This is a genomic window from Terrisporobacter hibernicus, from assembly GCF_020809405.1.
GTDB lineage: Bacteria > Bacillota > Clostridia > Peptostreptococcales > Peptostreptococcaceae > Terrisporobacter > Terrisporobacter petrolearius.
This window is the reverse complement of record NZ_CP081135.1, coordinates 1,560,658-1,585,241: the sequence shown is the minus strand read 5'-3', so window position 1 is coordinate 1,585,241 and position 24,584 is coordinate 1,560,658. Positions and strand designations below refer to the sequence as shown.

Annotated in this window: 23 protein-coding genes, 1 riboswitch and 1 other annotated feature; of the genes, 21 read left to right on the top strand and 2 right to left on the bottom strand. The window is 29.4% G+C overall.

Annotated elements, in window-relative coordinates:
- The first annotated feature begins 10 nt into the window (after positions 1 to 10).
- The 3 genes from htrA to JW646_RS07630 all read left to right on the top strand — a co-directional run bounded on the left by htrA (position 11) and on the right by JW646_RS07630 (position 2,644).
- The gene (gene htrA, locus JW646_RS07640) at positions 11 to 1,099 is read left to right on the top strand and encodes a serine protease HtrA (protein ID WP_074919587.1); all 1,089 of its coding nucleotides are present in this window, start codon (positions 11 to 13) and stop codon (positions 1,097 to 1,099) included.
- A 150-nt stretch (positions 1,100 to 1,249) separates the two neighbouring features.
- On the top strand, positions 1,250 to 1,738 hold the full coding sequence (locus tag JW646_RS07635) for a flavodoxin family protein (protein ID WP_074919586.1): 489 nt from the start codon (positions 1,250 to 1,252) through the stop codon (positions 1,736 to 1,738).
- 63 nt (positions 1,739 to 1,801) lie between these two features.
- Positions 1,802 to 2,644 (top strand): TylF/MycF/NovP-related O-methyltransferase, encoded by an 843-nt coding sequence (locus JW646_RS07630; protein ID WP_228417165.1) that lies wholly within the window; start codon positions 1,802 to 1,804, stop codon positions 2,642 to 2,644.
- Positions 2,645 to 2,691: 47 nt separating this feature from the next.
- Here the strand turns inward: JW646_RS07630 and feoB are convergent, their stop codons facing one another.
- Together feoB and JW646_RS07620 are read right to left on the bottom strand one after the other, a co-directional pair.
- Positions 2,692 to 4,617 (bottom strand): ferrous iron transport protein B, encoded by a 1,926-nt coding sequence (gene feoB, locus JW646_RS07625; RefSeq protein WP_074919584.1) that lies wholly within the window; start codon positions 4,615 to 4,617, stop codon positions 2,692 to 2,694.
- On the bottom strand, positions 4,618 to 4,851 hold the full coding sequence (locus JW646_RS07620) for a FeoA family protein (protein ID WP_074919583.1): 234 nt from the start codon (positions 4,849 to 4,851) through the stop codon (positions 4,618 to 4,620). It abuts the gene before it with no gap.
- A 182-nt stretch (positions 4,852 to 5,033) separates the two neighbouring features.
- On the opposite strand from JW646_RS07620, the gene JW646_RS07615 reads away from it, so the two are divergent.
- The 18 genes from JW646_RS07615 (at position 5,034) to JW646_RS07530 (ending at position 24,570) form a co-directional block, all read left to right on the top strand.
- Positions 5,034 to 5,549 carry a Gx transporter family protein gene (locus JW646_RS07615; RefSeq protein WP_148557053.1) on the top strand — a complete coding sequence of 172 codons (516 nt, stop codon included), beginning with the start codon at positions 5,034 to 5,036 and terminating at the stop codon, positions 5,547 to 5,549.
- Between the two features lie 52 nt (positions 5,550 to 5,601).
- The gene (locus tag JW646_RS07610) at positions 5,602 to 5,772 is read left to right on the top strand and encodes an aspartyl-phosphate phosphatase Spo0E family protein (protein ID WP_074919581.1); all 171 of its coding nucleotides are present in this window, start codon (positions 5,602 to 5,604) and stop codon (positions 5,770 to 5,772) included.
- 279 nt (positions 5,773 to 6,051) lie between these two features.
- Positions 6,052 to 6,726, top strand: a complete 675-nt coding sequence (locus tag JW646_RS07605) for a mechanosensitive ion channel family protein (protein ID WP_175487703.1) — start codon at positions 6,052 to 6,054, stop codon at positions 6,724 to 6,726.
- Between the two features lie 100 nt (positions 6,727 to 6,826).
- Positions 6,827 to 7,498 carry an MgtC/SapB family protein gene (locus JW646_RS07600; RefSeq protein ID WP_074919579.1) on the top strand — a complete coding sequence of 224 codons (672 nt, stop codon included), beginning with the start codon at positions 6,827 to 6,829 and terminating at the stop codon, positions 7,496 to 7,498.
- Positions 7,499 to 7,592: 94 nt separating this feature from the next.
- Positions 7,593 to 9,371, top strand: coding sequence for an oligoendopeptidase F (gene pepF / locus JW646_RS07595; RefSeq protein WP_228417163.1), 1,779 nt, complete (start codon positions 7,593 to 7,595; stop codon positions 9,369 to 9,371).
- 99 nt (positions 9,372 to 9,470) lie between these two features.
- Positions 9,471 to 10,580 (top strand): site-2 protease family protein, encoded by a 1,110-nt coding sequence (locus JW646_RS07590; protein ID WP_228417161.1) that lies wholly within the window; start codon positions 9,471 to 9,473, stop codon positions 10,578 to 10,580.
- A gap of 159 nt (positions 10,581 to 10,739) precedes the next feature.
- A complete protein-coding gene (locus JW646_RS07585) occupies positions 10,740 to 11,570 on the top strand; it encodes a phosphate ABC transporter substrate-binding protein (RefSeq protein ID WP_228417159.1) in 831 nt (276 codons plus the stop codon).
- 235 nt (positions 11,571 to 11,805) lie between these two features.
- A riboswitch (purine riboswitch) is annotated at positions 11,806 to 11,908 on the top strand.
- Between the two features lie 200 nt (positions 11,909 to 12,108).
- Positions 12,109 to 13,455, top strand: a complete 1,347-nt coding sequence (locus JW646_RS07580; RefSeq protein WP_148557058.1) for a nucleobase:cation symporter-2 family protein — start codon at positions 12,109 to 12,111, stop codon at positions 13,453 to 13,455.
- Position 13,456: 1 nt separating this feature from the next.
- Complete coding sequence (locus tag JW646_RS07575; protein ID WP_228417157.1) at positions 13,457 to 14,029, top strand: xanthine phosphoribosyltransferase; 573 nt, start codon at positions 13,457 to 13,459, stop codon at positions 14,027 to 14,029.
- Positions 14,030 to 14,438: 409 nt separating this feature from the next.
- Positions 14,439 to 15,368 carry a phosphate ABC transporter permease subunit PstC gene (gene pstC, locus JW646_RS07570; protein ID WP_331478073.1) on the top strand — a complete coding sequence of 310 codons (930 nt, stop codon included), beginning with the start codon at positions 14,439 to 14,441 and terminating at the stop codon, positions 15,366 to 15,368.
- 1 nt (position 15,369) lies between these two features.
- A complete protein-coding gene (gene pstA, locus JW646_RS07565) occupies positions 15,370 to 16,194 on the top strand; it encodes a phosphate ABC transporter permease PstA (protein ID WP_074919573.1) in 825 nt (274 codons plus the stop codon).
- A gap of 28 nt (positions 16,195 to 16,222) precedes the next feature.
- Positions 16,223 to 16,987 carry a phosphate ABC transporter ATP-binding protein PstB gene (gene pstB, locus JW646_RS07560; RefSeq protein WP_074919572.1) on the top strand — a complete coding sequence of 255 codons (765 nt, stop codon included), beginning with the start codon at positions 16,223 to 16,225 and terminating at the stop codon, positions 16,985 to 16,987.
- Between the two features lie 30 nt (positions 16,988 to 17,017).
- Positions 17,018 to 17,674, top strand: a complete 657-nt coding sequence (gene phoU / locus JW646_RS07555) for a phosphate signaling complex protein PhoU (RefSeq protein WP_074919571.1) — start codon at positions 17,018 to 17,020, stop codon at positions 17,672 to 17,674.
- 91 nt (positions 17,675 to 17,765) lie between these two features.
- Positions 17,766 to 18,104, top strand: a complete 339-nt coding sequence (locus JW646_RS07550) for a hypothetical protein (RefSeq protein ID WP_228417156.1) — start codon at positions 17,766 to 17,768, stop codon at positions 18,102 to 18,104.
- 46 nt (positions 18,105 to 18,150) lie between these two features.
- Positions 18,151 to 19,026 (top strand): FUSC family protein, encoded by an 876-nt coding sequence (locus JW646_RS07545; RefSeq protein WP_228417154.1) that lies wholly within the window; start codon positions 18,151 to 18,153, stop codon positions 19,024 to 19,026.
- 73 nt (positions 19,027 to 19,099) lie between these two features.
- Positions 19,100 to 19,792: a polysaccharide deacetylase family protein gene (locus JW646_RS07540; RefSeq protein ID WP_083399421.1), complete on the top strand. Its 693-nt coding sequence runs from the start codon at positions 19,100 to 19,102 to the stop codon at positions 19,790 to 19,792.
- Positions 19,793 to 19,882: 90 nt separating this feature from the next.
- Positions 19,883 to 20,204 (top strand) — a binding site (T-box leader).
- A 230-nt stretch (positions 20,205 to 20,434) separates the two neighbouring features.
- Positions 20,435 to 23,095 (top strand): valine--tRNA ligase, encoded by a 2,661-nt coding sequence (locus JW646_RS07535; RefSeq protein ID WP_206925166.1) that lies wholly within the window; start codon positions 20,435 to 20,437, stop codon positions 23,093 to 23,095.
- A 185-nt stretch (positions 23,096 to 23,280) separates the two neighbouring features.
- Complete coding sequence (locus tag JW646_RS07530) at positions 23,281 to 24,570, top strand: bifunctional folylpolyglutamate synthase/dihydrofolate synthase (RefSeq protein ID WP_228417152.1); 1,290 nt, start codon at positions 23,281 to 23,283, stop codon at positions 24,568 to 24,570.
- Positions 24,571 to 24,584 lie beyond the last annotated feature (14 nt).

The window sequence follows — 24,584 nt, the reverse complement described above, 5'->3', positions numbered from 1 at the left end:
AGGAGAAAAAATGGCAAGAAAAAAAGGGATAGGATTGGTAGTAGTTGTAGCTATAATATGCTCAGTGCTTAGCTCGTTTTTAACAGTAGTACTATTAAAAAATAATTTAAGTACATCATCTGGATCATCTTCATCACAAAGTATAAGTATAAATAGCAATGGAAAAAGTACAAATGTATATCAGGCAGTAACAGAAAAAGCAATGCCGTCTGTAGTAGGTATTACTACAACTGTTATGAATTCAGATAATATGTTTTCTATTCCCACTGAATCAGAAGGTGTGGGAACAGGTATAGTAGTAGATTCAAATGGATATATTCTTACAAATTCACATGTTATTTCTGATGGGAAAGCTAAGAAAGTAAATGTACTATTTAACGATGGTTCAAGTGTTAATGGTAATGTAGTTTGGTATGACTCACAATTAGATTTAGCTGTAGTAAAAGTAAATAAAACTGGACTTACTCCAGCAGAACTTGGAGATAGTGATAAAGTTTCAATAGGAGATATAGCAATAGCTATAGGAAATCCACTAGGATTAGAATTACAAAGAACAGTTACACAAGGTATAATAAGTGGACTAGATAGAACTATAAAAACTGAACAAGCCACTATGACAGGGCTTATTCAAACAGATGCAAGTATAAACTCTGGTAATAGTGGTGGACCATTATTAAACGAAAGTGGCCAAGTTATAGGAATAAATACTGCTAAAACATCTGAAGGTGAAAGTTTAGGATTTGCTATTCCAATTAATCAAGCAAAAGAAATAATACAATCAGTAATTAAAGATGGAAGTTATAAAAAAGTGACACTTGGTATAAAAGGATACGATGCATCAACTTATGCAGCTTATGCTCAGTCTCAAGGACAACAAGTAGCTACTGACGAAGGTGTATTTGTTGGAGAAGTAGTAGATAATTCACCAGCTAAAAAAGCAGGAGTTAAAGCAGGAGATATAATAGTTAAATTAGGGGATACAAAATTAACAAGTATGTCTGACTTAACTAAAGGTTTATATAAATATAAAAGTGGTGATAAAACCACTTTAGTAGTAAATAGAGAAGGCAAAGAAGTAAAATTAAACGTGAGTTTTTAATAACAAATAAAGGTAGTGGGGATTGTTGTCCTCACTATTTTTTTGACATATTATAAGTTTGACAACATAAATTTAATTTATATTGAGATTTAGAGATTAAATTATTACTATATTATATATAAATATAAAAAGAAAGAAGATGAAAAATATATGAAAAATCTTGTAATTTTTTATTCATTAGAAGGTAATACAAAACTAATATCAGATGCTATAGTTAAAAAAACTAAGGCAGATGTATTAGAACTAAAACCAAAGAAAAAGTATCATAACTCCGGGTTCAAAAAATATTTTTGGGGAGGAAGAAGTGTATTATTTAAAGAAAAACCTGAACTTTTATCATATGACATAAATGTAGAGGATTATGATAATATTTTTATAGGAACACCTATATGGGTAGGTACTTATGCACCTCCTTACAATACTTTTTTAAGTCAAGAAGACATATGCAATAAAAACATATACTTATTTGCTTGTCATGGAGGCGGTGGAGCAGAGAAGTTCTATAAGAATATAAAGGAAGTGATTCCAAAGAATAATTTTAAAGGAGAAATTGATTTTAAAGATCCCCTAGAGCAAGGTAAAGAAGAAGTATTAGATAAAATTAATACTTGGTTAAATAACGTATATTTAAATAGCTAAATATTAATAGTTATAATAAATATTGTTTATTTACAAAAAGAAAAATTAAAATGGGAGAGTATTATGAGTAAGATAATGATATTTGGAGCAGGGCAAGCTGGAAATATGATATCAAATTGGATAAATGGAGATTTTGAATTATTAGGGTTTATAGATAACAATCCTGATTTATGTGGAAAACATAGACATAATAAAAGAATCTATTCAGCTAAGGAATCTGTAAAATTTATGCCGGACATTATTGTTATAGCAGTCCTAAACAAAGAAGCAGCTGAGGAAATTCAACTACAATTAAAGTTATTAGACTATAAAGGAATGGTATTTGATATTAATGAGTTTAAACATTATATTGATATAAGATTGGCATCATTAAGATTAATAGCATCAGAAATAAATGAGCAAAAACTAGAGGGAGAAGTTGCTGAATTAGGTGTATATAAAGGGAAATTTGCATCAGAAATAAATAAACTTTTTCCCAATAAAAAACTATATCTATTTGACACTTTTGAAGGATTTTATGATGAAGATATTGAGGTAGAAAGAAGTCATGGATATTCGAGGGCTAAGGAAGGCGATTTTTCAGACACTAATGTGGAGTTGGTAAAAAATAAGCTTCCATATAAAGAACAAGCAAAGTTTATAAAAGGACACTTTCCTGAAAGTATAAAAGAAGATTTGCCAAGTTTTTGTTTTGTTAGTTTAGATACAGATTTATATAAACCTACTTATGAAGGATTAAATATATTTTACCCCAAGCTTGTTAAAGGTGGAATGATTATAGTACATGACTATAACAGTAGTCAATTTCCAGGAGTAAAAAAAGCTGTAAAACAATATTGTAATGAAAATAATATTTTTATTGTGCCATTATGCGATATGCATGGTTCCGCAGTATTAATAAAATAGTTAATAAAAAATTGCTATATCTTAATAGATATAGCAATTTTTTATTATTATTCATTTGTAGCTTTTACATGGCATGAACCACTTGATGGACAAGAAGAACAACCACTGCAACCGCCATTATTGTTTGATTTATTTTTAAACATCCTAAATAAGATAGATGCTGAGGCTAATACGATAGCACCACCCACAACATATTCTATAGAAGCATTATTTCCAAGTATAAGATTTCCGATTACATTTACTAATAAAGCAACTACCCAAGCTAGTATAAATTGATATGATAAAGATATCATCATCATTTTATTTCCGTATTCTTTTCTCATAGTTGCAAGGGCTGCTATACATGGAGTATATAATGCAGAGAATGCTAAGAATGAAAGTGCTGTAACTCCAGTGAATACAGTAGGTAAAACTTGAGCTAAATCATTACCAAATAAAACAGACATTGTGTTTACAACTATTTCTTTAGCTCCAAGCCCTGTAAGTATAGAAACTGAAATTCTCCAGTCTGTAAATCCTAAAGGAGCAAATAATGGAGCTATTACCTTACCAAATAAAGCTAAAAAACTATCATTCATATTTTCAGTAAATCCATGTAAGTTAAATGATGATAAGAACCATATAACTACTGACATGGCAAACATTACAGTAACAACTCTTATTAAGAATCCTTTAGATTTACTCCAAGTATTTTTTAATAAAGCTGATAGAGTAGGAACTCTATATTCTGGTAACTCAAGAACGAAAGGTTCTGCTTGAGTTTTGTATACTGTTTTATTTAATACTAAAGCAACTAATATTGCTACAACTACACCTAGTAAATATAAGCCAGTAGTAACTAAAGCTTTGTGTTTTGGGAAGAATATTGCTACAAATAAAGCATATATAGGTAATTTAGCACCACAAGTCATAAGTGGAGAAATTAATGCTGTTATTTTTCTATCTTTTTCACTTTCTAAAGTTCTAGTTGCCATTATTGCTGGAGAAGAACATCCAAGTCCCATAACCATGGGTATAAATGCTTTACCAGATAAACCAACTTTGCACATTATTTTATCCATTAAGAATGCTGCTCTTGACATATATCCACTATCTTCAAATAATGATATTCCAAAGAATAAAGTGAATATTAAAGGGAAGAATGGTAATGTACCAGCTACACCACCAAGAACACCATCAACTATAAGGGATTTAAACCATAAGCTTGAATTAGCTAACATACCATCAACAGGAGTCATTACATAAGCTTCTATTGCTTCTCCAAGCCATTCTTGCAAAGGTCCACCAACCCAATCGAAAGTAAACTTAAATAATAAAAGTAAAATTCCTATGAAAATTGGGTAAGCAAGCATAGGGTTAAGAATAACATCATCTATACGATCACTTATTGATTTTTTCTTAATTGAAGGAACTATAGTTGCATCAGATATAATTTCTTCTATTTTTTTATAAGTTTGAGTTTCATCTCCGAAATCTATAGGATAATTAACTCTAGCTTTTGATGCATTTTCAATTATAGATTTAATATTTTGTAAACCAGTTTTCTTCTTTGCTACTATAGGAAGAATAGTAACATTAAGATTTTTAGCTAGTTTATCATAATCTAATTTTATTCCTTTAGCTTCAGCTAAATCAACCATATTAAGTAAAATAACTATTGGTTTATTATATTTCATAAGTTGAGTAGTAAGGTATAAGTTTCTGTCAAGGTTAGAAGCATCTACCACATTTACTATTACATCAACATTTCCTTGTTCTAAAAAATCTTTAGATACTTTTTCTTCGTTAGAGAAAGTATCCATGGCATATATACCAGGTAAATCTACTATTTTTATATTATCATCTAAATAGCCTTCCTTTTTTTCAATTGTTACCCCAGGCCAGTTACCTACATATTGGTTAGATCCTGTTAATAGATTAAATACAGTAGTCTTACCAACATTGGGATTACCTAATAAAGCTACATTAATCAACTATACCACCTCGCTGTCATTTAAGTAGATATTTTTAGCATCAGATTTTCTTAAAGCTAAGTTAAGTCCTCTAAAATTTACTATTATTGGATCTCCTAATGGAGCAATTTTTTTAATTTCTATTTCAGTATTAGCAATACATCCTAAAGCAAGAAGTCTTTTTGCTAATCTTTGGTCACCATCTATATTATTAATTGTGCCGCTTTGGCCAACTTTTAAGTCGTAAACAGTCATCATTAACACCTCCTAATGAGTTTCATTATCAATTAAATTATAACTATATTTAGTTCAAATGTCAATATAATCATAATTTTAATATTATATTTTTAAAAGTCATATAAAAAAATTTAAAATATAGAGGTTTTCAATTATATATTGTATTATAGTATTAGGTTGAAAAATGGAGATGAAAATTAATGAAAACTAAAAAGATGACACTTTTAGGTTTGATGGTTACATATAGCTTAGTATTATATATATTTGAAACTTATATACCAAATCCATTAATAGCTATTTTCCCAGGAGCCAAGCTGGGTTTATCAAATATAATCACCCTTATATCATTGATAATTTTAGGTGTAAAAGATACTTGTATAATACTAACTGTTAGAATTATATTATCCTCTATTTTTGCTGGACCTATTTCATACTTTTTATTTAGTGTAGGTGGAGCTTACCTAAGTTTAATATGTATGTATTTGACTAGTAAAATAAAAGGTTTTTCTATTATAGGAGTGAGTATTATAGGGGCCATTGGGCATAATATAGGACAATTATTAGTAGCGAGTATAATAGTACAAAATATTAATATGGTAGGGTATTTACCATTTATGCTTATAGCATCTTTGGTTACAGGGATGTTTGTAGGATTGGTATCAAAGTATTGTTGCCCAAAAATTGACAAAATTTTCCGTGAAATTGTTGACAAATAATAACAATTTTTGATAGAATTAAATAAAATACATGTTGATAATGGTGGTTTTTATGGATAAAAGTGAATTAGAAGCTCTGAAGAAAGAAATTGAAGAAGTAAGGGAATTAATAAATACGTATATTGAATATCCTGAAATATTTAAGGATGAGCTAGTTGAGTCAAGCAAGAAAATAGATATGTTAATAAATGAATATATAAAACGAGCAAGTGACCCACAGTAATGTGGGTTTTTTTGTATATATTTTGTGATTTTAAATAGGAATTATGAGTATACTAAAGTATAAATATTAAAGCAAATTTTATTTTGGAGTTTATTATAATTTAAAGGTGATTATATGTTTGTTTCTAAATTAATTCGTAGCATTGTTATTATAATAATCGCTTGCATTTTGTTAAAAATTATACAATTTTCCTTAAAAAGCTTATTTAAAATCACAAAGTTTGATCAGAGATATGAAGATACTCTTTGTAGTGTATTGTGTTCTGTATCATACTATATAATGTTTTGTTTAAGCGTAATATTTATTCTTAGAGAGTTTGAAGTTGTTGATGCAACTGCATTCGGTTCAATCGTTACTGGAGCTAGTATAGTAGGAATTGTAGCTGGGGTAGCATCTCAAAGTATATTAAAAGATATATTTAATGGATTTTTTATTTTATTTGAAAAGCAAATTCATGTAGGAGATTTTATTGTAATAAATGAAGAGTTCAAAGGAAGCGTAGAAGAAGTTGGAATAAGAAGTGTAAGTCTTAGAGATTGGGATTTGAAAAGAATTACCATACCAAATGGTAATATTAATAGTATAAGAAACTATAGTAAAGATGTAATGAGAGTTATTGTTCATGTTAGAGTCTCCTATGAAGAAGATCCTATGAAAGTTTTGGAATCTTTGCAAGAGGTATGCGACATAATGAATGAAAAATATAAAGACTATCTTGTAAAATTAAGACCCTCTAGTTATTTAGGATTTAAAGTATATGGAATAACAGATATAGAAAAAATATCTATAGGTGCAAAATATACAATTACAGGTGTTGTTAATTCGGAAAAATATTTTGCAATATTGAGAGAAGCGAAGTTACAAGTTTTAATTGTACTTAAGAAAAATAATATTAAGATAGGATACCCTACAAATATAAATATATTATCAAATGAAGATAATATAAATGAGTAATTACAAATCGTAATTGCAAATAAGGAATAAAAGCATATACTATACTAATAAGTATATATAATGCTTAATAAAATTAATATATGATTCTAAGGGGGACAAAATGGGGGACATAATATTAAAAAATCAGGAAATCATCATAAAACTCCTATTAGCAGTTTTAGTAGGTGGTTTTACAGGTTATGAAAGAGAAAAGTCAAATCAGTTTGCTGGTTTTAGGACGCATATTTTAGTATCTATTGGATCTTGTATTACATCTATTATAGCCCTAGATTTGTTTACTCAGTATAGTGGAGTTAGTACCATGGATCCAGCCAGGCTACCAGCACAAGTATTGTCAGGAATAGGTTTTTTAGGAGCGGGAGCTATATTAAAAAACTCTAATGGAATAAGAGGGCTAACAACTGCAGCGGGCATATGGGCTACAGCTTGTATTGGTATAGCTATAGGATATGGCCAATACGTACTTGGAATTACATCATGGTTATTAGTAATGGCAACATTATATGTGTTGAAAAATTTTGATAAGGTAATAGCTAAAAGAAGTCAAACTGTATTGAAAGCAACAATAACAAGTTTAGATGTAACATCTACCATATTCAACACTATTAAAGCCTCTGAAATAGCTATTAAAAATTTTCAAATAATAACTAAATCAGATAGCATATGGGAAATTGTATTTTTAATTGAATATGATAGAAGATTAATATTAGATGAACTAATTATACAATTAAAGAATATTAATCATGTAATAAATATGGAATATATAAAGTGATTTTAAGTTAATTGGTATTCTTTTTTGGAAATAATAAAATAAATTAATCTAATAAGTTATTTGTTAGATGAATAATTACTAAGGAGTGAAAATAATGGAGAGAAGTGCAGTAGAAAACAAGTTTAAATGGACTATAGATGAAATGTATCCAAATGAAGGAGCTATAGAGAAAGATATACACAAAGTGAAGGAATTAATTGATGAAGTAAAAAAATATAAAGGAACTTTAGCTAATAGTGAAGAGAATTTATACAAGGCATTAAATATATCAGAACAAGCATCTAGAATACTTCAAAATTTATATGTATATACTCATATGAAAAGTCATGAAGATACTAGAATAAATAAAAACCAAGGAAATGCAACTAAAACAGATATGCTATCTACAGAACTATCTATGGCTACCTCTTATATGGTTCCAGAAATAATAGCAATGGATAGTAAAACGTTAGAAGATTACTTAAAAAATGAAAAATTATCTCATTATAAAAAACATGTGGATGAAATATTAAGATTAAAACCACATACTCTAAATGAAAGAGAAGAAGAATTGCTAGCAGCAGTATCTGACTTATCAGGTGTACCAGAAAATATATATGATATGTTATCTTTTGCTGACTTACAATTCCCAGAAATAGAAAATGAAAAGGGAGAAAAAGTTAAAGTAACTCATGAAAACTTTAGTTTATTTTTAAAAAATAAAGATCAGAGAGTAAGAAAAGATGCCTTTGATGCAATGTATTCTGTTTATGGACAATATAAAAATACCTTTGCATCTACTTTATATGGTGGAATAAAAAGTGAAATATTCTATGCTAAAACAAGAAAATACGAATCAGCTCTACAAGGTTCACTATTCCAAGACGATGTTAGTGTAGAAGTTTATGACAATTTAATTGCTGCAGTACATGAAAATTTAGATACTTTAAATAAATACACTGGTCTTAAAAAGAAGTTTTTAGGATTAGATAAAATAAACATGTATGATTTATATGTTCCATTAACTGAAAACTTTGATATGAAAATACCTTATGAAAAAGCACAAGAAATCATATTAGAAGCATTAAAACCTTTAGGTGAAGAATACTTAGAAAATGTAAAAAAAGCATTTGGCGAAGGCTGGGTAGATGTATACGGTAATGATGGTAAACAAGGAGGAGCTTACTCTTGGGGTAGCTACGACTCTAAGTCATATATATTACTTAGTTACAAAGACGACTTAAATTCATTATTTACTTTAATACATGAAATGGGTCACTCAATGCATAGTTATTACTCAAAAAATAATCAACCATATTTATATTCAGGATATAAAATATTTGTAGCAGAAGTGGCATCAACTTTAAATGAATTATTATTAATTAATTACTTACTAAAAAATGCAAAATCAAAAGAGGAAAAAGTGTACTTACTAAACTACTACTTAGAGCAATTTAGAACAACTGTATATAGACAAACAATGTTTGCTGAGTTTGAAAAAATATGCCATGGAAAAGTTGAAGGTGGAGAACCTTTAACATCAGAAGAATTTACAAATATTTATTATGATTTAAATAAAAAATATTACGGTGAATCTTGCGAAGTAAATGAACAAATAGGATTAGAATGGGCTAGAATACCTCATTTCTTTAGCAACTTCTACGTATATAAATATGCTACAGGATTTTCTGCAGCTTCTGCCTTAAGTAAACAAATACTTGAAGAAGGTGAAAATGCAGTGCAAAGATATAAAGAATTCCTAAAAAGTGGCGGTTCTGATTTCCCACTAAACCAATTAAGAAAAGCTGGTGTAGACATGGAGAAAAAAGAATCTGTTGATAAAGCGTTACATGTGTTTAAAGACTTAGTAGACGAACTAGAAAAAGAATTATAATATTAATAAAGAAGGAGCTATTTTCATTAAATATTTAATAAATAGTTCCTTCTTTATATTTTAATGTGATAATAGAGATAAGATATTGGAGGGGGATTTATGAAAAATAAACTAATAAAGATATTACCTTATATTGGTGGAGCCCTAATAGGTTTTGTTGGCGGTCTTATAGGAATTAGATTAAGTATAAATTTAGATTTGAACTGGATTTATCTAATACCTATAGTGATTTTACAAATGATAGTTTTTGTTGTAGTACATGAATTAAGCCATGGTTTTGTTGGGGAGAAAAATGGACTTAAATTTACGGTATTATATCTAGGACCATTTGTATTTAAAAGAGAGAATAATAAATTTATAAAAATTAAAAGTTTTAGTAAGCAACTGGCTTATGCAGGAAGGGCTCAAATTGATAATTTTGAAATATTAAATGAAGAAGATGTGGAGAAAGCAAGAAAAGCATGGGTTAAAGCACTTAAAGCAGGCCCTCTAAGTGATTTAATATTAGGTATTATAACTATATGCACAGGATTAATATTTAAATGGGATTTATTAATTATTTCAACTATTATAATATTTATTTTTATTAGCATTCCAAGTTATATTATGGGAGATGGTAAGCATGTGAAACTAATTAAAAATGATAAAATTTTTACTGATGTAATATTATATACATATAGTATTGTAGGTAACACACCTATATCTAGGGAGTCTATATCGTTTTTATTACAGACAATAGAAAATGATATAGAAAAAACTAATGTTAATAAAAAGAATTTAATATCTTTAGCAATAAGTGCTCAAGCTATATATATGGAGGCCATATGCAACAATAAAGAAGATTTACCTAAAAATATAAATAAAATAGTTGAGATGACTATAGAAAATAAAAAAATATTTTTAAATAAACAAATAGAAGCTTCATATTATAAAAGTTTAATTAATGTAGCAATAATGTACGAAGTACTAATTAAAGATAATAAAGAGAGAGCTCTAGATCTTTATAAACATGTGAAAAATGAAAAGCATAATCTGCCAGGGGAAAAGCTAGATTTTTATAGAGTTGAGTATTTACTAGGTATTACCAATAGAAAAGAAGAAATTCTAAATGAAAACCTATTAAATCCTATTTTTAAAGGCTGTGAAGGGGTAGAATATATGGAAAGAATAATAAATGAATCAATATTAGAAAAAACTAGGACTATATAGAATTAATATGCATTTAACAAACTTTACATCTCTTTAATGTATACTTAATACTCTCTTAACACTCCAACTGTATTATTAAATTGTAAGATAAATCAAATCGAGGAAATAAAAATCAAGTAATAATAAAAAAGTTTTGGTGTTTAAAAGGAGATTATTGAGATGTTTAAAAAGAAAATAGTGGCATTATTATGTGGAGCAGTAATGGTAAGTGGACTTGTAGTAGGGTGTGGTTCAGGAAATTCTTCAGAGGGGGATGCAGCTAAAATAACTATATCAGGATCAACTTCAGTAGGACCAACAATGGAGGTTTTAGCAGAAGCATACCAAAAGAATAATGAAGTAAAAATAGAAGTGCAACAAGTTGGATCATCAGCAGGTATAAAAAATACAATAGAAGGAACTTCTAACTTAGGAATGTCTTCAAGGGATTTAAAAGGTGAAGAAGCACAAAGTGTAGAAGGAACTCAAATAGCAATAGATGGTATAGCAGTTATAACAAATAAAAATAATAAAGTTCAAGACTTAACAGTTGAGCAAGTTAAAGATATATTTACAGGAAAAATAACTAACTGGAAAGAAGTTGGTGGAGCAGATGCACAAATAGTTGTAGTATCAAGAGAAGAGGGTTCTGGAACTAGAGATGGATTCCAAGATATACTAGGATTTAAGTCAGAAGAATTAATTAAAGATGCTCAAATATCTGATGGTTCTGGAAATGTTAAATCAACAGTTGAAGGAAATGAAAATGCTATAGCTTATATATCTTTTGGGTATGTTAAAGATGGTATAAAGTCAGTTAAAATTGATGACATAGAAGCTAATGATGATAATGTTGTAGCTGGAAAATATCCAATATCAAGACCTTTCTTAGTAGTAAATAAAAAAGATGCTATGAGTGACGAAGCTAAATCATTTGTTGACTTCATAATGAGTGAAGAAGGACAAAATATAGTAGCTGAAGAAGGATTCATAAAAGCACCAACAAAATAAGCAAGATTCTATAATTGATTATTATATTTAAATAAACCTTAAGTTACGAAAAGCCTAACTGGAAACAGTTAGGTTTTTTGCTTTTATGAATATAGAGATAGCTCATATTTATTCCATAATAATAAAAATATAGACAAAAGTTATCATATATAAATAAATGCAGGAGGTATTTCCATATAAATACAAATGCTTTAATATACAAAAAACTATTTACAAAAAAATTAGATATGGTACAATAAGATAAAATTAAATGACTCGTATATTTGACGGTAATATGGTCCGTAAGTTTCTACCTGCTAACCCTAAATTAGTAGACTACGAGGTATAGTTTAAAGAAATATGAATATAAATTAGCAAAATTAATTTATATTTGTTTTAGGATAAACACCTCGATATTTATATCGAGGTGTTTTTGTTTTAACTTAAGCATGAAGATGGAGCCAAGGCGTCTCGTTGGTCATATTAGAGAATCAAATTTCTTATAAAACTATTAGAAACTGAGTCATACACACAAAATAAAATTACGGGAGAGAGTGCTATGAGTTCATCAAATGAAAAACAATTAAATAATTTAAAGTATGGAGTAGAAGATAATCCGGCTTTAGTTACAAAGATTATTCTAGGATTTCAACATATTTTTGCAGCTTTTGGAGGCATAATAGTTGTACCGTTAGTAATAGCTGGGGCTTTAAAATTTGATACGGATACATCAATGTCATTAATAAGCGCATCTATATTGTCAGCAGGTATAGCTACAATAATTCAAGCAAGAGGAATAGGTAAAGTAGGGGCTAGAGTTGCTTGTATTATGGGTACGGATTTTACATTTGTTTCACCTTCCATATCAGTAGGTTCAGTACTTGGATTACCAGGTATAATTGGAGCAACAATTTTAGGTTCATTTTTAGAAATTATTTTAAGTTATTTTATAAAACCATTAATGAAAATTTTTCCACCTTTGGTAACGGGTACCGTAGTAAGCTTAATAGGTCTTACCTTATTACCTGTATCAATAGATTGGGCTGCTGGAGGAGTAGGATCAGCTGACTATGGTAGTTTAACAAATGTATCAATAGCAATGGTAGTGATGATGATTACGTTGCTTTTAAATAGATATGGAAAAGGAATGCTAAGTAGTGCATCAGTACTTATAGGGATGGCAGTAGGATATATAATTTGTATACCTCTTGGAAAAGTTGATTTTTCTTCAGTGACACAAGCAAATTTTATAGCAATACCACAAATATTTCAATATGGAGTTACTTTTGATTTAAAAGCATTAATAGCATTTTTACCAGGATACTTTGTTGCAACAATAGGTACAGTAGGATGTTTAAAAGCTATCGGTGAAGTATCTGACGTGGATATGGCTGATAAAAGGGTTGGATCAGGAGTATTGGCGGATGGCGTAGGAAGTATGCTTGGGGGACTTGTTGGAGCATTCCCAAATACATCTTTTAGCCAAAATGTAGGATTAATACCATTAACAAAAGTAGCAAGTAAACATGTAGCAATAATGGCAGGTATTTTATTAGTTATTCTTGGTTTATTCCCTCAATTTGCAGCTTTAATAAATGGAATACCACAGCCAGTTCTTGGTGGTGTTGGTATAGTAATGTTTGGAACTGTAGCAGCAGCAGGAATAAAAACATTAAGTAGAGTAGAAATAAATGATAGAAATTTATTAATAATAGCAACTTCTATAGGTCTTGGACTTGGGGTTACTTTCAGACCTGAATTTATATCACAATTACCAGAAGGATTACAAATGATATTTTCTTCAGGAATATCAACGGGTACAATCGTTGCTTTACTTTTAAATATAATACTTATAGAAGATAAAAATGAAAAAAATAATAAAGAATTAGATAGAGAGGCAATGTAAAATGAAAGAATTAAAAGATAGAATATTAAAAGATGGAAGAGCATTAAATGAAACAGTTCTTAAAGTGGATTCATTTCTAAATCATCAAGTAGATGCAAAATTAATGTATGAAATGGGAACTTACTTCAAAGAATATTTCAAAAACCATGGAATAACAAGAATACTTACAATAGAAAGTTCAGGAATAGCACCAACTGCTATGACAGCTCTTCAAATGGAATTACCAATGGTAACTTTAAAAAAACAACAATCTAAAATACTAAATGGAGAAGTTTATCAAACGACAGTACACTCATTTACGAAAGCTATGAACTACGAATTAACTTTATCTAAAAACTACATTAATGCTGATGATAAAGTTCTTATAATAGACGATTTCCTAGCAAATGGAGAGGCGGCTTTAGGAGCAGCTAGACTGGTAGAAGAAGCTGGAGCAACTGTTGCTGGGATAGGAATAGTTATAGAGAAGTCTTTCCAAGTAGGAAGAGGGAAGTTAGAAGCTAAAGGATATGATGTTTATTCCTTAGCTAGAGTAGCTAAACTAGGAAAAGACTTAATCGAGTTTATAGATTAATAAATAAATTAAAACTACAAGTTATAAACAATTTACCTTAAGTTGCAAAACTTAATATGAATAATAATATTTTAGGAGAAATAATACTGATTTTGTATTACTTCTCCTTTTTTATTTATTACCATGTACCTTTGTTTATTAAAAAGTGAATTTTGAGCAAGGTCGTTGCCTAAAATTTCATAGCGACCATGCAGTGGCTTAAAGCGGTAGCAAAATGATTCGCCAACACGTTGCTCAAAGGAATCTAGTTGGCGAAATGAAGTGTTTCGCCGACACGTCGCTCAAGCGAAGGGAATTTTACATAGACTTAACCTAAATCTAATATATATTTAACCTTTTAAATGTATTATTAAATTGTAGAAATACAAAATACATTTAAATAAATTGAAAGAATAAAGGGGGAAATGTTTTGATTAATCAACAGATTGCAGGAAAAAATCAAATCGTCACCAAAGATAAAAATAAAAAGAACAATAATAGAAAATATTTAATAGAGAATATATCAAGTAAAGTATTTATGATAAGTGCATCAATATCTGTAATAAGTTTGCTATTGATTATAGGATTCGTATTTTATAAAGGTTTGACACCATTTTTGTTTAAAGGATATTCATTTGTAGACTTTCTAACGGGAACAGACTGGTTACCAAACTCAAATAAATTTGGTGTTGCTCCAATGATAGTAGCATCTATAGTAGCTACAATGGGATCTTTAATAATAGGAGTTCCAATAGGAATATTTACAGCAGCATTTTTAGCTGAGATAGCACCAAAGCCTGTGCAAAAGATTATATCACCAGCAGTAGAATTACTTGCAGGAATACCTTCTGTATTATATGGATTATTTGGTTTAGCATTTATAGTACCTAATATTCAAAAATTATTAAATTTACCAAAAGGACAAAGTTTATTAGCAGTAATACTAGTTTTAGCAATAATGATGTTACCAACAATAATTTCAGTGTCACAAACTGCAATAAAGGCAGTACCAAAAGCTTATAAAGAAGGATCATTGGCGCTTGGAGCATCAAAAATAGAAACTATTTTTAAGGTTGTTTTACCAGCAGCAAAATCAGGAATACTTGCAGCTGTAGTACTAGGAATAGGTAGAGCTATAGGAGAAACAATGGCAGTAATATTAGTTGCAGGAAACTCACCTGTTATACCTTCTTCTATTGTAGACAGTGTAAGACCTTTAACTACAAACATAGCTCTTGAAATGGGATATGCATACGGAACGCATCAAGAAATGCTATTTGCTACAGGTGTTGTATTGTTCATGTTTATATTAATACTTAATCTAGTATTAAGAAAACTTACTAGTAAGGGAGAGCAGTAAGATGAGAAAAATTAAAGATAATTTTTTAAGCTTCCTATTATACCTATCATCATTTGTGACAGTAGGGTTGTTAGTACTAATAGTAGGATTTATATTTGTTAATGGAATTAAAGGAATTAACTTAAGTTATATATTTAGTGATTATTCAGCATCGGGAGATGGTGGAATTTTACCAATGATAGTAAGTACTGTATATATGGTAGTAATCGCCATAGCTATCGCCACTCCAATAGGTATTTTATCAGCAATATATCTTAATGAATATGCAAAAAAAGGAAAGATAGTAGAAATAATAAGATTTGCTACAGAATGTTTAGCAGGAATACCATCAATAATATATGGTTTATTCGGAGGAATATTCTTTGTTGTAACATTAAAAATGCAATACTCAATAATTGCAGGGGCTTTAACAGTAGCAATAATAATACTTCCTGTAATTATAAGAACAACAGAAGAAGCTCTAAAAACAGTGCCAAATGAATTTAGAGAAGGATCATTGGCAATGGGAGCTACTAAGTTTCAAACTTTATATAAAGTTATAATACCAAGTGCACTTCCAGGAATATTATCAGGAGTTATATTATCAATAGGACGTGTAATCGGAGAATCAGCAGCTATATTATTAACAGCGGGAACAGTTGCTAGTATGCCAACAAGTATATTTGACAGTGCTAGAACATTAACTGTTCACTCATATCTTTTAACAAAAGAAATGGGTGATATAAGTGGAGCAGCTACTGTAGGAGTAGTGTTAATCATAATAGTATTAATTCTAAATACAAGTACGAAGCTAATCGTTAAAAAGTTAAGTAAGGGTAACATATAGTTGGCATGATGCAAAAGGAGATAATAAGATGAGTATAAATGATTCAAATAAATTAAGTGTTAAAGATTTAGATTTATTTTATGGAGAAAAACAAGCTTTAAATAAAATAAATATGGACATAAAACCTAATAAGGTGACTGCTTTAATAGGACCATCAGGATGTGGTAAATCAACTTTTTTAAGAACTTTAAATAGAATGAATGACTTAATAGAAGATGTTAAAATAAAAGGTGTAGTAAAAGTTGATGGAGATGATATTTACAAAACTAATGATGTAATAAAGCTGAGAACAAAGATAGGTATGGTATTCCAAAAACCAAACTTATTCCCAATGAGTATATATGACAATGTGGCTTATGGTCCTAGAGTACATGGAATAAAAGATAGAAAAACTTTAGATAAAATAGTAGAAGAAAGTTTAAAAGGTGCAGCTATTTGGGAAGAAGTAAAAGATAGGTTAAAATCTCCAGCCCTTGGTTTATCTGGAGGACAGCAACAAAGAGTATGTATAGCAAGAACTATAGCGATGAAACCAGATGTAATCTTAATGGATGAACCAACTTCAGCTCTTGACCCTATATCTACAGCAAAAGTTGAAGAGTTAATCTTTGAATTAAAAAAAGATTATACTATTGTAATAGTTACTCATAATATGCAACAAGCAGCTCGTATATCAGATGAAACAGGATTCTTTTTAAATGGTGAACTAATAGAGTATAATAATACTAAAGAAATATTCACTATACCATCTGATAAGAGAACAGAGGATTATATTACAGGAAGATTTGGTTAAGATTAATTATTTATGAAAGAGGGGCGAATAATGGTTATTACTAATTTAGACATAAGTATTCAATCCCTTAAAGAGTATACTTTAAGGATGATTGAAAAGTGCCAGGATTCTGTTGATTTATCAGTAGAATATATGATAAAAAAAGACATGAAAAGAACAAAAAAAATAATTAGAGAAGATGATGATATTGATATACTAAGGGAGTATATAAGAGATAGAAGTATAGAGCTTATGGCCTTAAAGCAACCTTTAGCTAGGGACTTAAGATATATTTATGCTATTTGTGATATATCCACAGAATTAGAAAGAATAGGTGACTATGCAGCTAATATTTGTAGAGAAAGTTTAGAAATAGGTGAAGAGCCATTTATAAAAGAGTTAATAGACATACCTATAATGAAAGAAATTTGCTGTGAAATGCTGAAAGATTTATGGGTTGCATTAAAAGATGATAATGCAAATTTAGCTTATGAAATAGCTCAAAAAGATAGTGAGATAGATTTGTTATATGAAAGAGTAAGACAAGATTGCTTGCAAGTAATGCATAGTGATCCAGAAAAAAATATTAATCAAGGAATGAGATTAGTATTTATAGGTAGATATATTGAGAGAATTGGTGATCATATAACTAATATATGTGAAAAAATTATCTATGCTAAAAATGGCGAGATGATAGAAATTGGATAGATTTTAAAAAATAAAACTGTTTAAAAGCAGTTTTATTTTTTTTTAGCATATATTTTATAAAGAGATAAATAAAAATATATGAGGTGATTAAATGAGTAACTACTATGAGTATTGTAGGAGTTTATCGATAAACTATTATCCTAAAATTTATAATGATATTATTATTGAAATAAAAAAAATACTTAAAGAAACTCCTCAAAGTGTATTGTTACCATTTCCAAGTAGAGATGATTTTGATGATTTAGTTAATAAGATTTATTTAGGATATAAAGAAAAAGTTTACAAGGATATGAATGAAGGTGAAATTTATTATATTCATTTTTCTAATGATGATTTAACTAGAGTAATAAAAGATTTAATATCTATACTTCTTATTAATATATTGTTAGATAATAGAAAATTGTTAAAAAACTATCCATGTTATTACTAAATATATTATACTAGGTAAGGAAAAATGACATGGGTGGAGGAAAGAAATGCGGTTACAAAATATTATAGGCATGAGGACTATAAAGACAGGAATAGCAGTTATGTTGTGTTGTATATTAACTAGGTTTGCCGTAGACAATATGTTTTACTGTGCTATAGCTTGTGTGGTGACTATGCAAGACACTATAAAGACATCTTTTAAAATGGGAACGCAAAGAGTGCTTGGTACATTAATAGGAGGATTAATAGGTTTTTTGCTTGTATTAATATCTCCAGCAAATCCAATTTTATGTGGAATAGGAATTATGATAGTTATAAAATGCTGCAATATGTTTAAGTTGTCTTCTTTAGTAGTATCAAGTGTTACATTTTTATCTTTATATTTAGGTTATGTTGATAGTGCGCCCTTAGTTTATTCTATTCAAAGAATAATAGATACATCTATAGGTGTTATTATGGGACTCATTATTAATTACAGTGTGGCAAGGCCCAATTATTATAATAACACTATAAATGAATTTGAAAAAATCAAATCCCTATGCAAAGAAAGCTTAAGAAATATAGCAATTGGTAAGAGAGATTTACAACTTGATAGTATTGAAAATAAGATAAAAACTTCAGAAGCAATTTACTCAAAGCTTATAGATGAATTAAATTATAGTAAGGGTAGCTTTAATTTAGACATTATAGATAAATCCTTAGATTTATGCAGACAAATATATTTCCACATAAAGTCTATAGAATTACTAGAAAAAGAATTATTTTTAACTAAAGATAATTATAAAAGATTAAAAAAGCTTTATAAAAATGAACAAATTTTATTGCAAATTAATGAAGATGAAAGTCCTGTATTTAACTTTCATTTAAACAAAGTAATAGAAAAAACAAACTCACTAGAAGAACTAATAGGACCAAATTATTAGTTATAGATTGCATAAAAGTATAAGATAAAGGAAACAATTATTGTATAAAATATAATTAAAGAAGTGACTATATATGATGAGACTAAGAAAAAACATAGTAATAAAATCATTTATTTTTTTTGTTTTAATTACAGTAAATATTTTAGGATTTAGCAACAAATTAGTTAGTTTTGCAGAAGGTAAAAAAATTGCATATATTACATTTGATGATGGCCCGTCCAAGTACACTAGCCAAATAATTAATATCTTAGATGACAATAATGTTAAAGGCACATTCTTTATGATAAACGATAATATGATAGTGTTTAAAGATGATGTAAGAAGGATGACTTTAGAAGGTCATGGAACTGGGTTTCATGGAGTAACTCATGATATAAATGAATTATATAAAACTGAAGATTCAGCTATAGAAGAGTTTAGAACCTGCAACAGAACATTTTATAAGATAACAGGGCAAACATCAAGGTTAGTAAGAATACCATTTGGTAGTAAACCATACATGGTAGAAAGTATTTATAAAAAATTTATTGATGAAGGCTATTTGCTTTGGGATTGGACCCTTGACACAGAAGACTGGAAATCATCAGAAGACCAAATAGTAAGCAACATATTATATTATGCAAGAGAAAGAGATGAAGTGGTAATATTATTACATGAGAACCAAAGAACAGTAGACTGTTTAAATAATATTATAGACATATTAAAAGAAAGAGGATACGATATAAGACCTATTACTCATGATGTAAAACCTAAAAATTTCTGGTAAGGTTTTGGCAATATAGAATAATATATAATTAAATTGACAATAATCATGGAAATTAGTTATAATAAATATTAATAATGATCTAATAAAAAAATAAAAACTATGAAAAAGAGGAGTATGTAAATACACTACAAGAGAGGAAAATTAATAGCTGAAAGATTTTCTTAGTAAATGTTTACAGAAGGTAGCTTTGGAGTTTCTAAGCTGAACTAATAGTAAGTTTAGACGGTGGGAATCGTTAAAATCTATTAAGAGCCTAGAATTAGCTAAGTGTTTTTATAAAATTAATTACACGAAAGAAGCAAATTTTGAGCAACGGATACGACTGAAGCGTGAGCGAAGACGTAGCGTTGGCGATATGAGCAAAGCGAATTTTATGGAATTAAGGTGGTAACGCGAGCTTTTCGTCCTTATTTATAGGATGAAGAGCTCTTTTTATATTTAAGGATATTATAAATTGTTTGGTTTAATTTATAACATTTACTACTTCAAATGGAGCAAGGTGGTTGTCTAAAATTTCATGGCGTCCACGCAGTGGCTTAAAGGGATAGCGCCCGCACAGTGGCTTAAGCGAAGGAAATTTTATAACATAAATGCCAATTAATTTAAAAAAAAGATATTAATAATAATAAGGAGGAAATAACGATGGAAATAAAAAACTTATCGAAAACTTATGATCCAAAAGACTTTGAAAAAAGACTATATGATGAGTGGTTAGACAAAGGTTACTTCAAATCAAGCCCAAATCCTGATAAGAAACCTTACTGTATAGTTTTACCACCACCAAATATAACAGGGCAATTACATATGGGGCATGCTCTAGACCACACATTACAAGATGTTCTTATAAGATGGAAACGTATGGATGGTTTTGAAACTTTATGGCAACCAGGAACTGATCATGCTTCTATAGCAACAGAAGTTAAAGTTGTAGAAAGAATAAAAGCCCAAGAAGGAAAAACTAAGTACGAATTAGGAAGAGAAGAGTTCCTAAAGAGAGCTATGGACTGGAGAAATGAATTTGGTAGAAAAATAGTAGACCAAATGCAACAGTTAGGAGACTCTTGCGACTGGGATAGAGAAAGATTTACAATGGATGAAGGATGTAATGAAGCTGTTACTGATTTCTTCATAAAACTTTATGAAAAAGGTCAAATATACAGAGGAAACAGAATAATAAACTGGTGTCCAGATTGTAAAACTACATTATCAGATGCTGAAGTTGAACATGAAGAAAAAGACGGAAACTTCTATCACATAAAATACTTCCTAAAAGATAGTGAAGATTTCTTAGAAATAGCAACAACTAGACCAGAAACTATGCTTGGAGATACAGGTATAGCTGTAAATCCAGAAGATGAAAGATATACTCATTTAGTAGGGAAAACTGCAATACTTCCAATAGTAGGAAGAGAGCTTCCAATAGTAGCAGATGACTATGTTGATAAAGATTTCGGTTCTGGAGCTGTTAAAATGACTCCCGCTCATGACCCTAACGATTTTGGTGTTGGTCAAAGACATAACTTAGAAGAAATCAATGTTATGAACGAAGATGGAACTATGAATGAACTTGCTGGTAAATACCAAGGTATGGACAGATATGAGTGTAGAAAACAATTAATGAAAGATTTAGAAGAAGCTGGATATGTTATAGCTGTTAAAGATCATCCACACGCAGTTGGTACTTGCTACAGATGTCATACTATAATAGAACCAAGACTTTCTGAGCAATGGTTTGTTAAAATGGATGAATTAGCAAAACCTGCTATAGATATATTAAAATCAAAAGAATTAGAATTTGTACCAGAAAGATATGACAAAACATATTTACAATGGTTAGAAAATATAAGAGACTGGTGTATATCTAGACAGTTATGGTGGGGTCACCAAATACCTGCTTACTACTGTCAAGAATGTGGTGAAGTAATAGTAGCTAAAGAAAAACCAGAAGCATGTAAGTGTGGATGCTCTGACATAAAGCAAGATGAAGATGTACTAGATACATGGTTCTCATCTGCTCTATGGCCTTTCTCAACATTAGGATGGCCTAATAACACTGAGGAATTAGAATACTACTATCCAACTAACGTACTTGTTACCGGATACGATATAATATTCTTCTGGGTTGTAAGAATGGCATTTGCAGGAATGTTCTGTATGAACGAAAAGCCATTTGACCACGTATTAATACATGGACTTGTTAGAGACTCTCAAGGTAGAAAAATGAGTAAATCTTTAGGAAATGGTATAGATCCACTTGAAGTAATAGACCAATACGGAGCTGATGCCTTAAGATTCATGTTAGTAACTGGAAACTCTCCAGGAAACGATATGAGATTCTACATGGAAAGAGTTGAAGCATCTAGAAACTTTGCTAATAAATTATGGAATGCATCTAGGTTTGTATTTATGAACATAGATGAAGAAATAATGAATGGAGTAACTAGAGAATCTGTTCAAGGTAACTTAACAATAGCTGATAAATGGATAATATCTAGAGCAAACAATGTTGTTAAAGAAGTTATAGACAATATGGACAAGTTTGATTTAGGTATAGCAGCACAAAAAATCTACGATTTTGCGTGGACAGAGTACTGTGACTGGTATATAGAAATAGTTAAACCAAGATTATATGGAGATGATGTTCAAGCTAAGAAAGCTGCTCTATACACTCTAACTTACGTTCTTGAAACTATATTAAAATTATTACATCCATATATGCCTTTCATAACAGAAGAAATATACACTTATCTTCCAACTGTAGAAGGAAGCATAGTTATAGCTAACTGGCCTCACTACAAAGAAGAAGATAACATGGCAAGTGAAGAAGAAATGATGGAACTTGCAATGGATGGTATAAGAAATATAAGAAATGCTAGAGCTGAAATGGATGTTCCACCATCTAAGAAAGCTAAAGTAATAATAGTTCCAACTGAGGATAAAAAACCAGCTGTAGAAGCTACAAAGGAATACTTCGTAACTTTAGCATCAGCATCAACAGTAGAAATAGCTGACAATGAAAACAACATCCCAGAAGATGCTGTATCAGTTGTTATAAATGGAGCTAAAATATTTATACCACTTGATGAATTAGTTGACTTCCAAAAAGAAAAAGAAAGATTAACTAAAGAAAAAGCTAAATTAGAAGGCGAAATAAAAAGAGTTAATGGAAAGCTTTCTAACCAAGGTTTCTTAGCAAAAGCACCAGAAAGCTTAGTTAATGAAGAAAAAGCTAAAAAAGAGAAATTCGAAGAAATGATGAAATCAGTTCTTGAAAGACTTGAAAATATAGAATCAAAGTTATAATCTAAAGAAGGTCATGTTTATAAATTTTATAGACATGACCTTTTAAATTGTAAGGATTTTATAATTTTTTTTCAAATTATGTGATAAACCTCAAAATGTATTATAATAAACTATAGATACTTAAATTATGAAAAAATAAAGCACGATTACGTATAAATACTTAATTTAGTTGAGGGGGAAGAAAAATGAATTACCAAGAGGCACTGGAGTTTATTGAAAAATCGCATAAATTTGGAATGAGACTAGGCTTAGAGAATACTTTTAAGTTATTAGAATTATTAGGAAATCCACAAGATAAGCTTAAATTTATTCATGTGGCAGGAACTAACGGAAAAGGTTCTGTATGTTCTTTTATTTCAAACACATTAAAGGAGCAGGGATACAAAGTAGGTCTTTACACATCTCCATATTTGGAGACTTTTACGGAAAGAATAAGACTTAATGGAAATAATATTCCAGAGGAAGATGTGGCAAGAATAATTACTATAATGAAAGAAAAAATAGAACAAATGGCATCACAAGGACATGCGTATCCTACAGAGTTTGAAATAGAAACTGCTATGGCATTTTACTATTACTATGAACAACAAGTGGATTATGTAGTTCTTGAAGTGGGCTTAGGAGGAAGATTTGATGCTACAAACGTTATCAAATCACCACTTGCCAGTGTAATAGTATCTCTTAGTTTAGACCACATAGGAATTCTTGGTGATACATTAGGAAAAATTGCTTATGAAAAAGCAGGAATAATAAAAGAAGATAGTATGGCAGTTGTTTATAAACAAAAACAAGAAGCTGAAGATGTAATAAAAAATGTATGCAAAGAAAAAAACACTAAATATGTAGAGGCTAATTTTGAAAATTTAGTAATTAAAAAGTCTGATATAAATTCACAAGTATTTGATTGCACAATACTAGGTGAGAAATTTGAAGATATGGAAATAAGTCTAATAGGAGAGCATCAAGTAAATAATGCAGTATTAGCGTTAACAGTAATAAAAGTATTAAAAGAAGATAGAAAAGTAGAAATAAGTTATGATGCTATAAGAAAAGCATTCTTAAATACTAGATGGCCAGGTAGAATCGAAAAAATAAAAGACAATCCAACGTTTATAATAGATGGAGCTCATAATGAAGATGGAGCAAGATCTTTATCTAAAGCTCTAGAAAAACATTTTAGTGGAAAGAAAATGACTTTACTAATAGGAATGTTAAAAGATAAGGATATTGATGGAGTTCTTGAAATACTGATGGACAAGTTTGATAAAGTTATTACAACTACACCAGATAGTGATAGATCCATGAGTTGTGAAGAGTTAAAAGAAAAAATAGAAAAATATGTTCCAAATGTTATTGCTATTGAAAATATAGATGATGCAGTAAAGTATGCTCTAGATAATGCTTCAGAAGATGAAATAATAATCTCAGCAGGATCTTTGTATATGATAGGACATGTTAGAAAAATATTTAAATAATAAAAAAAGGTGGT

Coding starts and splice junctions, on each gene's coding strand:
- htrA (WP_074919587.1), top strand. CDS start 11: ATGGCAAGAAAAAAAGGGATAGGATTGGTAGTAGTTGTAGCTATAATA.
- JW646_RS07635 (WP_074919586.1), top strand. CDS start 1,250: ATGAAAAATCTTGTAATTTTTTATTCATTAGAAGGTAATACAAAACTA.
- JW646_RS07630 (WP_228417165.1), top strand. CDS start 1,802: ATGAGTAAGATAATGATATTTGGAGCAGGGCAAGCTGGAAATATGATA.
- JW646_RS07620 (WP_074919583.1), bottom strand. CDS start 4,851: ATGACTGTTTACGACTTAAAAGTTGGCCAAAGCGGCACAATTAATAAT.
- JW646_RS07615 (WP_148557053.1), top strand. CDS start 5,034: ATGAAAACTAAAAAGATGACACTTTTAGGTTTGATGGTTACATATAGC.
- JW646_RS07610 (WP_074919581.1), top strand. CDS start 5,602: ATGGATAAAAGTGAATTAGAAGCTCTGAAGAAAGAAATTGAAGAAGTA.
- JW646_RS07605 (WP_175487703.1), top strand. CDS start 6,052: ATGTTTTGTTTAAGCGTAATATTTATTCTTAGAGAGTTTGAAGTTGTT.
- JW646_RS07600 (WP_074919579.1), top strand. CDS start 6,827: ATGGGGGACATAATATTAAAAAATCAGGAAATCATCATAAAACTCCTA.
- pepF (WP_228417163.1), top strand. CDS start 7,593: ATGGAGAGAAGTGCAGTAGAAAACAAGTTTAAATGGACTATAGATGAA.
- JW646_RS07590 (WP_228417161.1), top strand. CDS start 9,471: ATGAAAAATAAACTAATAAAGATATTACCTTATATTGGTGGAGCCCTA.
- JW646_RS07585 (WP_228417159.1), top strand. CDS start 10,740: ATGTTTAAAAAGAAAATAGTGGCATTATTATGTGGAGCAGTAATGGTA.
- JW646_RS07580 (WP_148557058.1), top strand. CDS start 12,109: ATGAGTTCATCAAATGAAAAACAATTAAATAATTTAAAGTATGGAGTA.
- JW646_RS07575 (WP_228417157.1), top strand. CDS start 13,457: ATGAAAGAATTAAAAGATAGAATATTAAAAGATGGAAGAGCATTAAAT.
- pstA (WP_074919573.1), top strand. CDS start 15,370: ATGAGAAAAATTAAAGATAATTTTTTAAGCTTCCTATTATACCTATCA.
- pstB (WP_074919572.1), top strand. CDS start 16,223: ATGAGTATAAATGATTCAAATAAATTAAGTGTTAAAGATTTAGATTTA.
- phoU (WP_074919571.1), top strand. CDS start 17,018: ATGGTTATTACTAATTTAGACATAAGTATTCAATCCCTTAAAGAGTAT.
- JW646_RS07550 (WP_228417156.1), top strand. CDS start 17,766: ATGAGTAACTACTATGAGTATTGTAGGAGTTTATCGATAAACTATTAT.
- JW646_RS07545 (WP_228417154.1), top strand. CDS start 18,151: ATGCGGTTACAAAATATTATAGGCATGAGGACTATAAAGACAGGAATA.
- JW646_RS07540 (WP_083399421.1), top strand. CDS start 19,100: ATGATGAGACTAAGAAAAAACATAGTAATAAAATCATTTATTTTTTTT.
- JW646_RS07535 (WP_206925166.1), top strand. CDS start 20,435: ATGGAAATAAAAAACTTATCGAAAACTTATGATCCAAAAGACTTTGAA.
- JW646_RS07530 (WP_228417152.1), top strand. CDS start 23,281: ATGAATTACCAAGAGGCACTGGAGTTTATTGAAAAATCGCATAAATTT.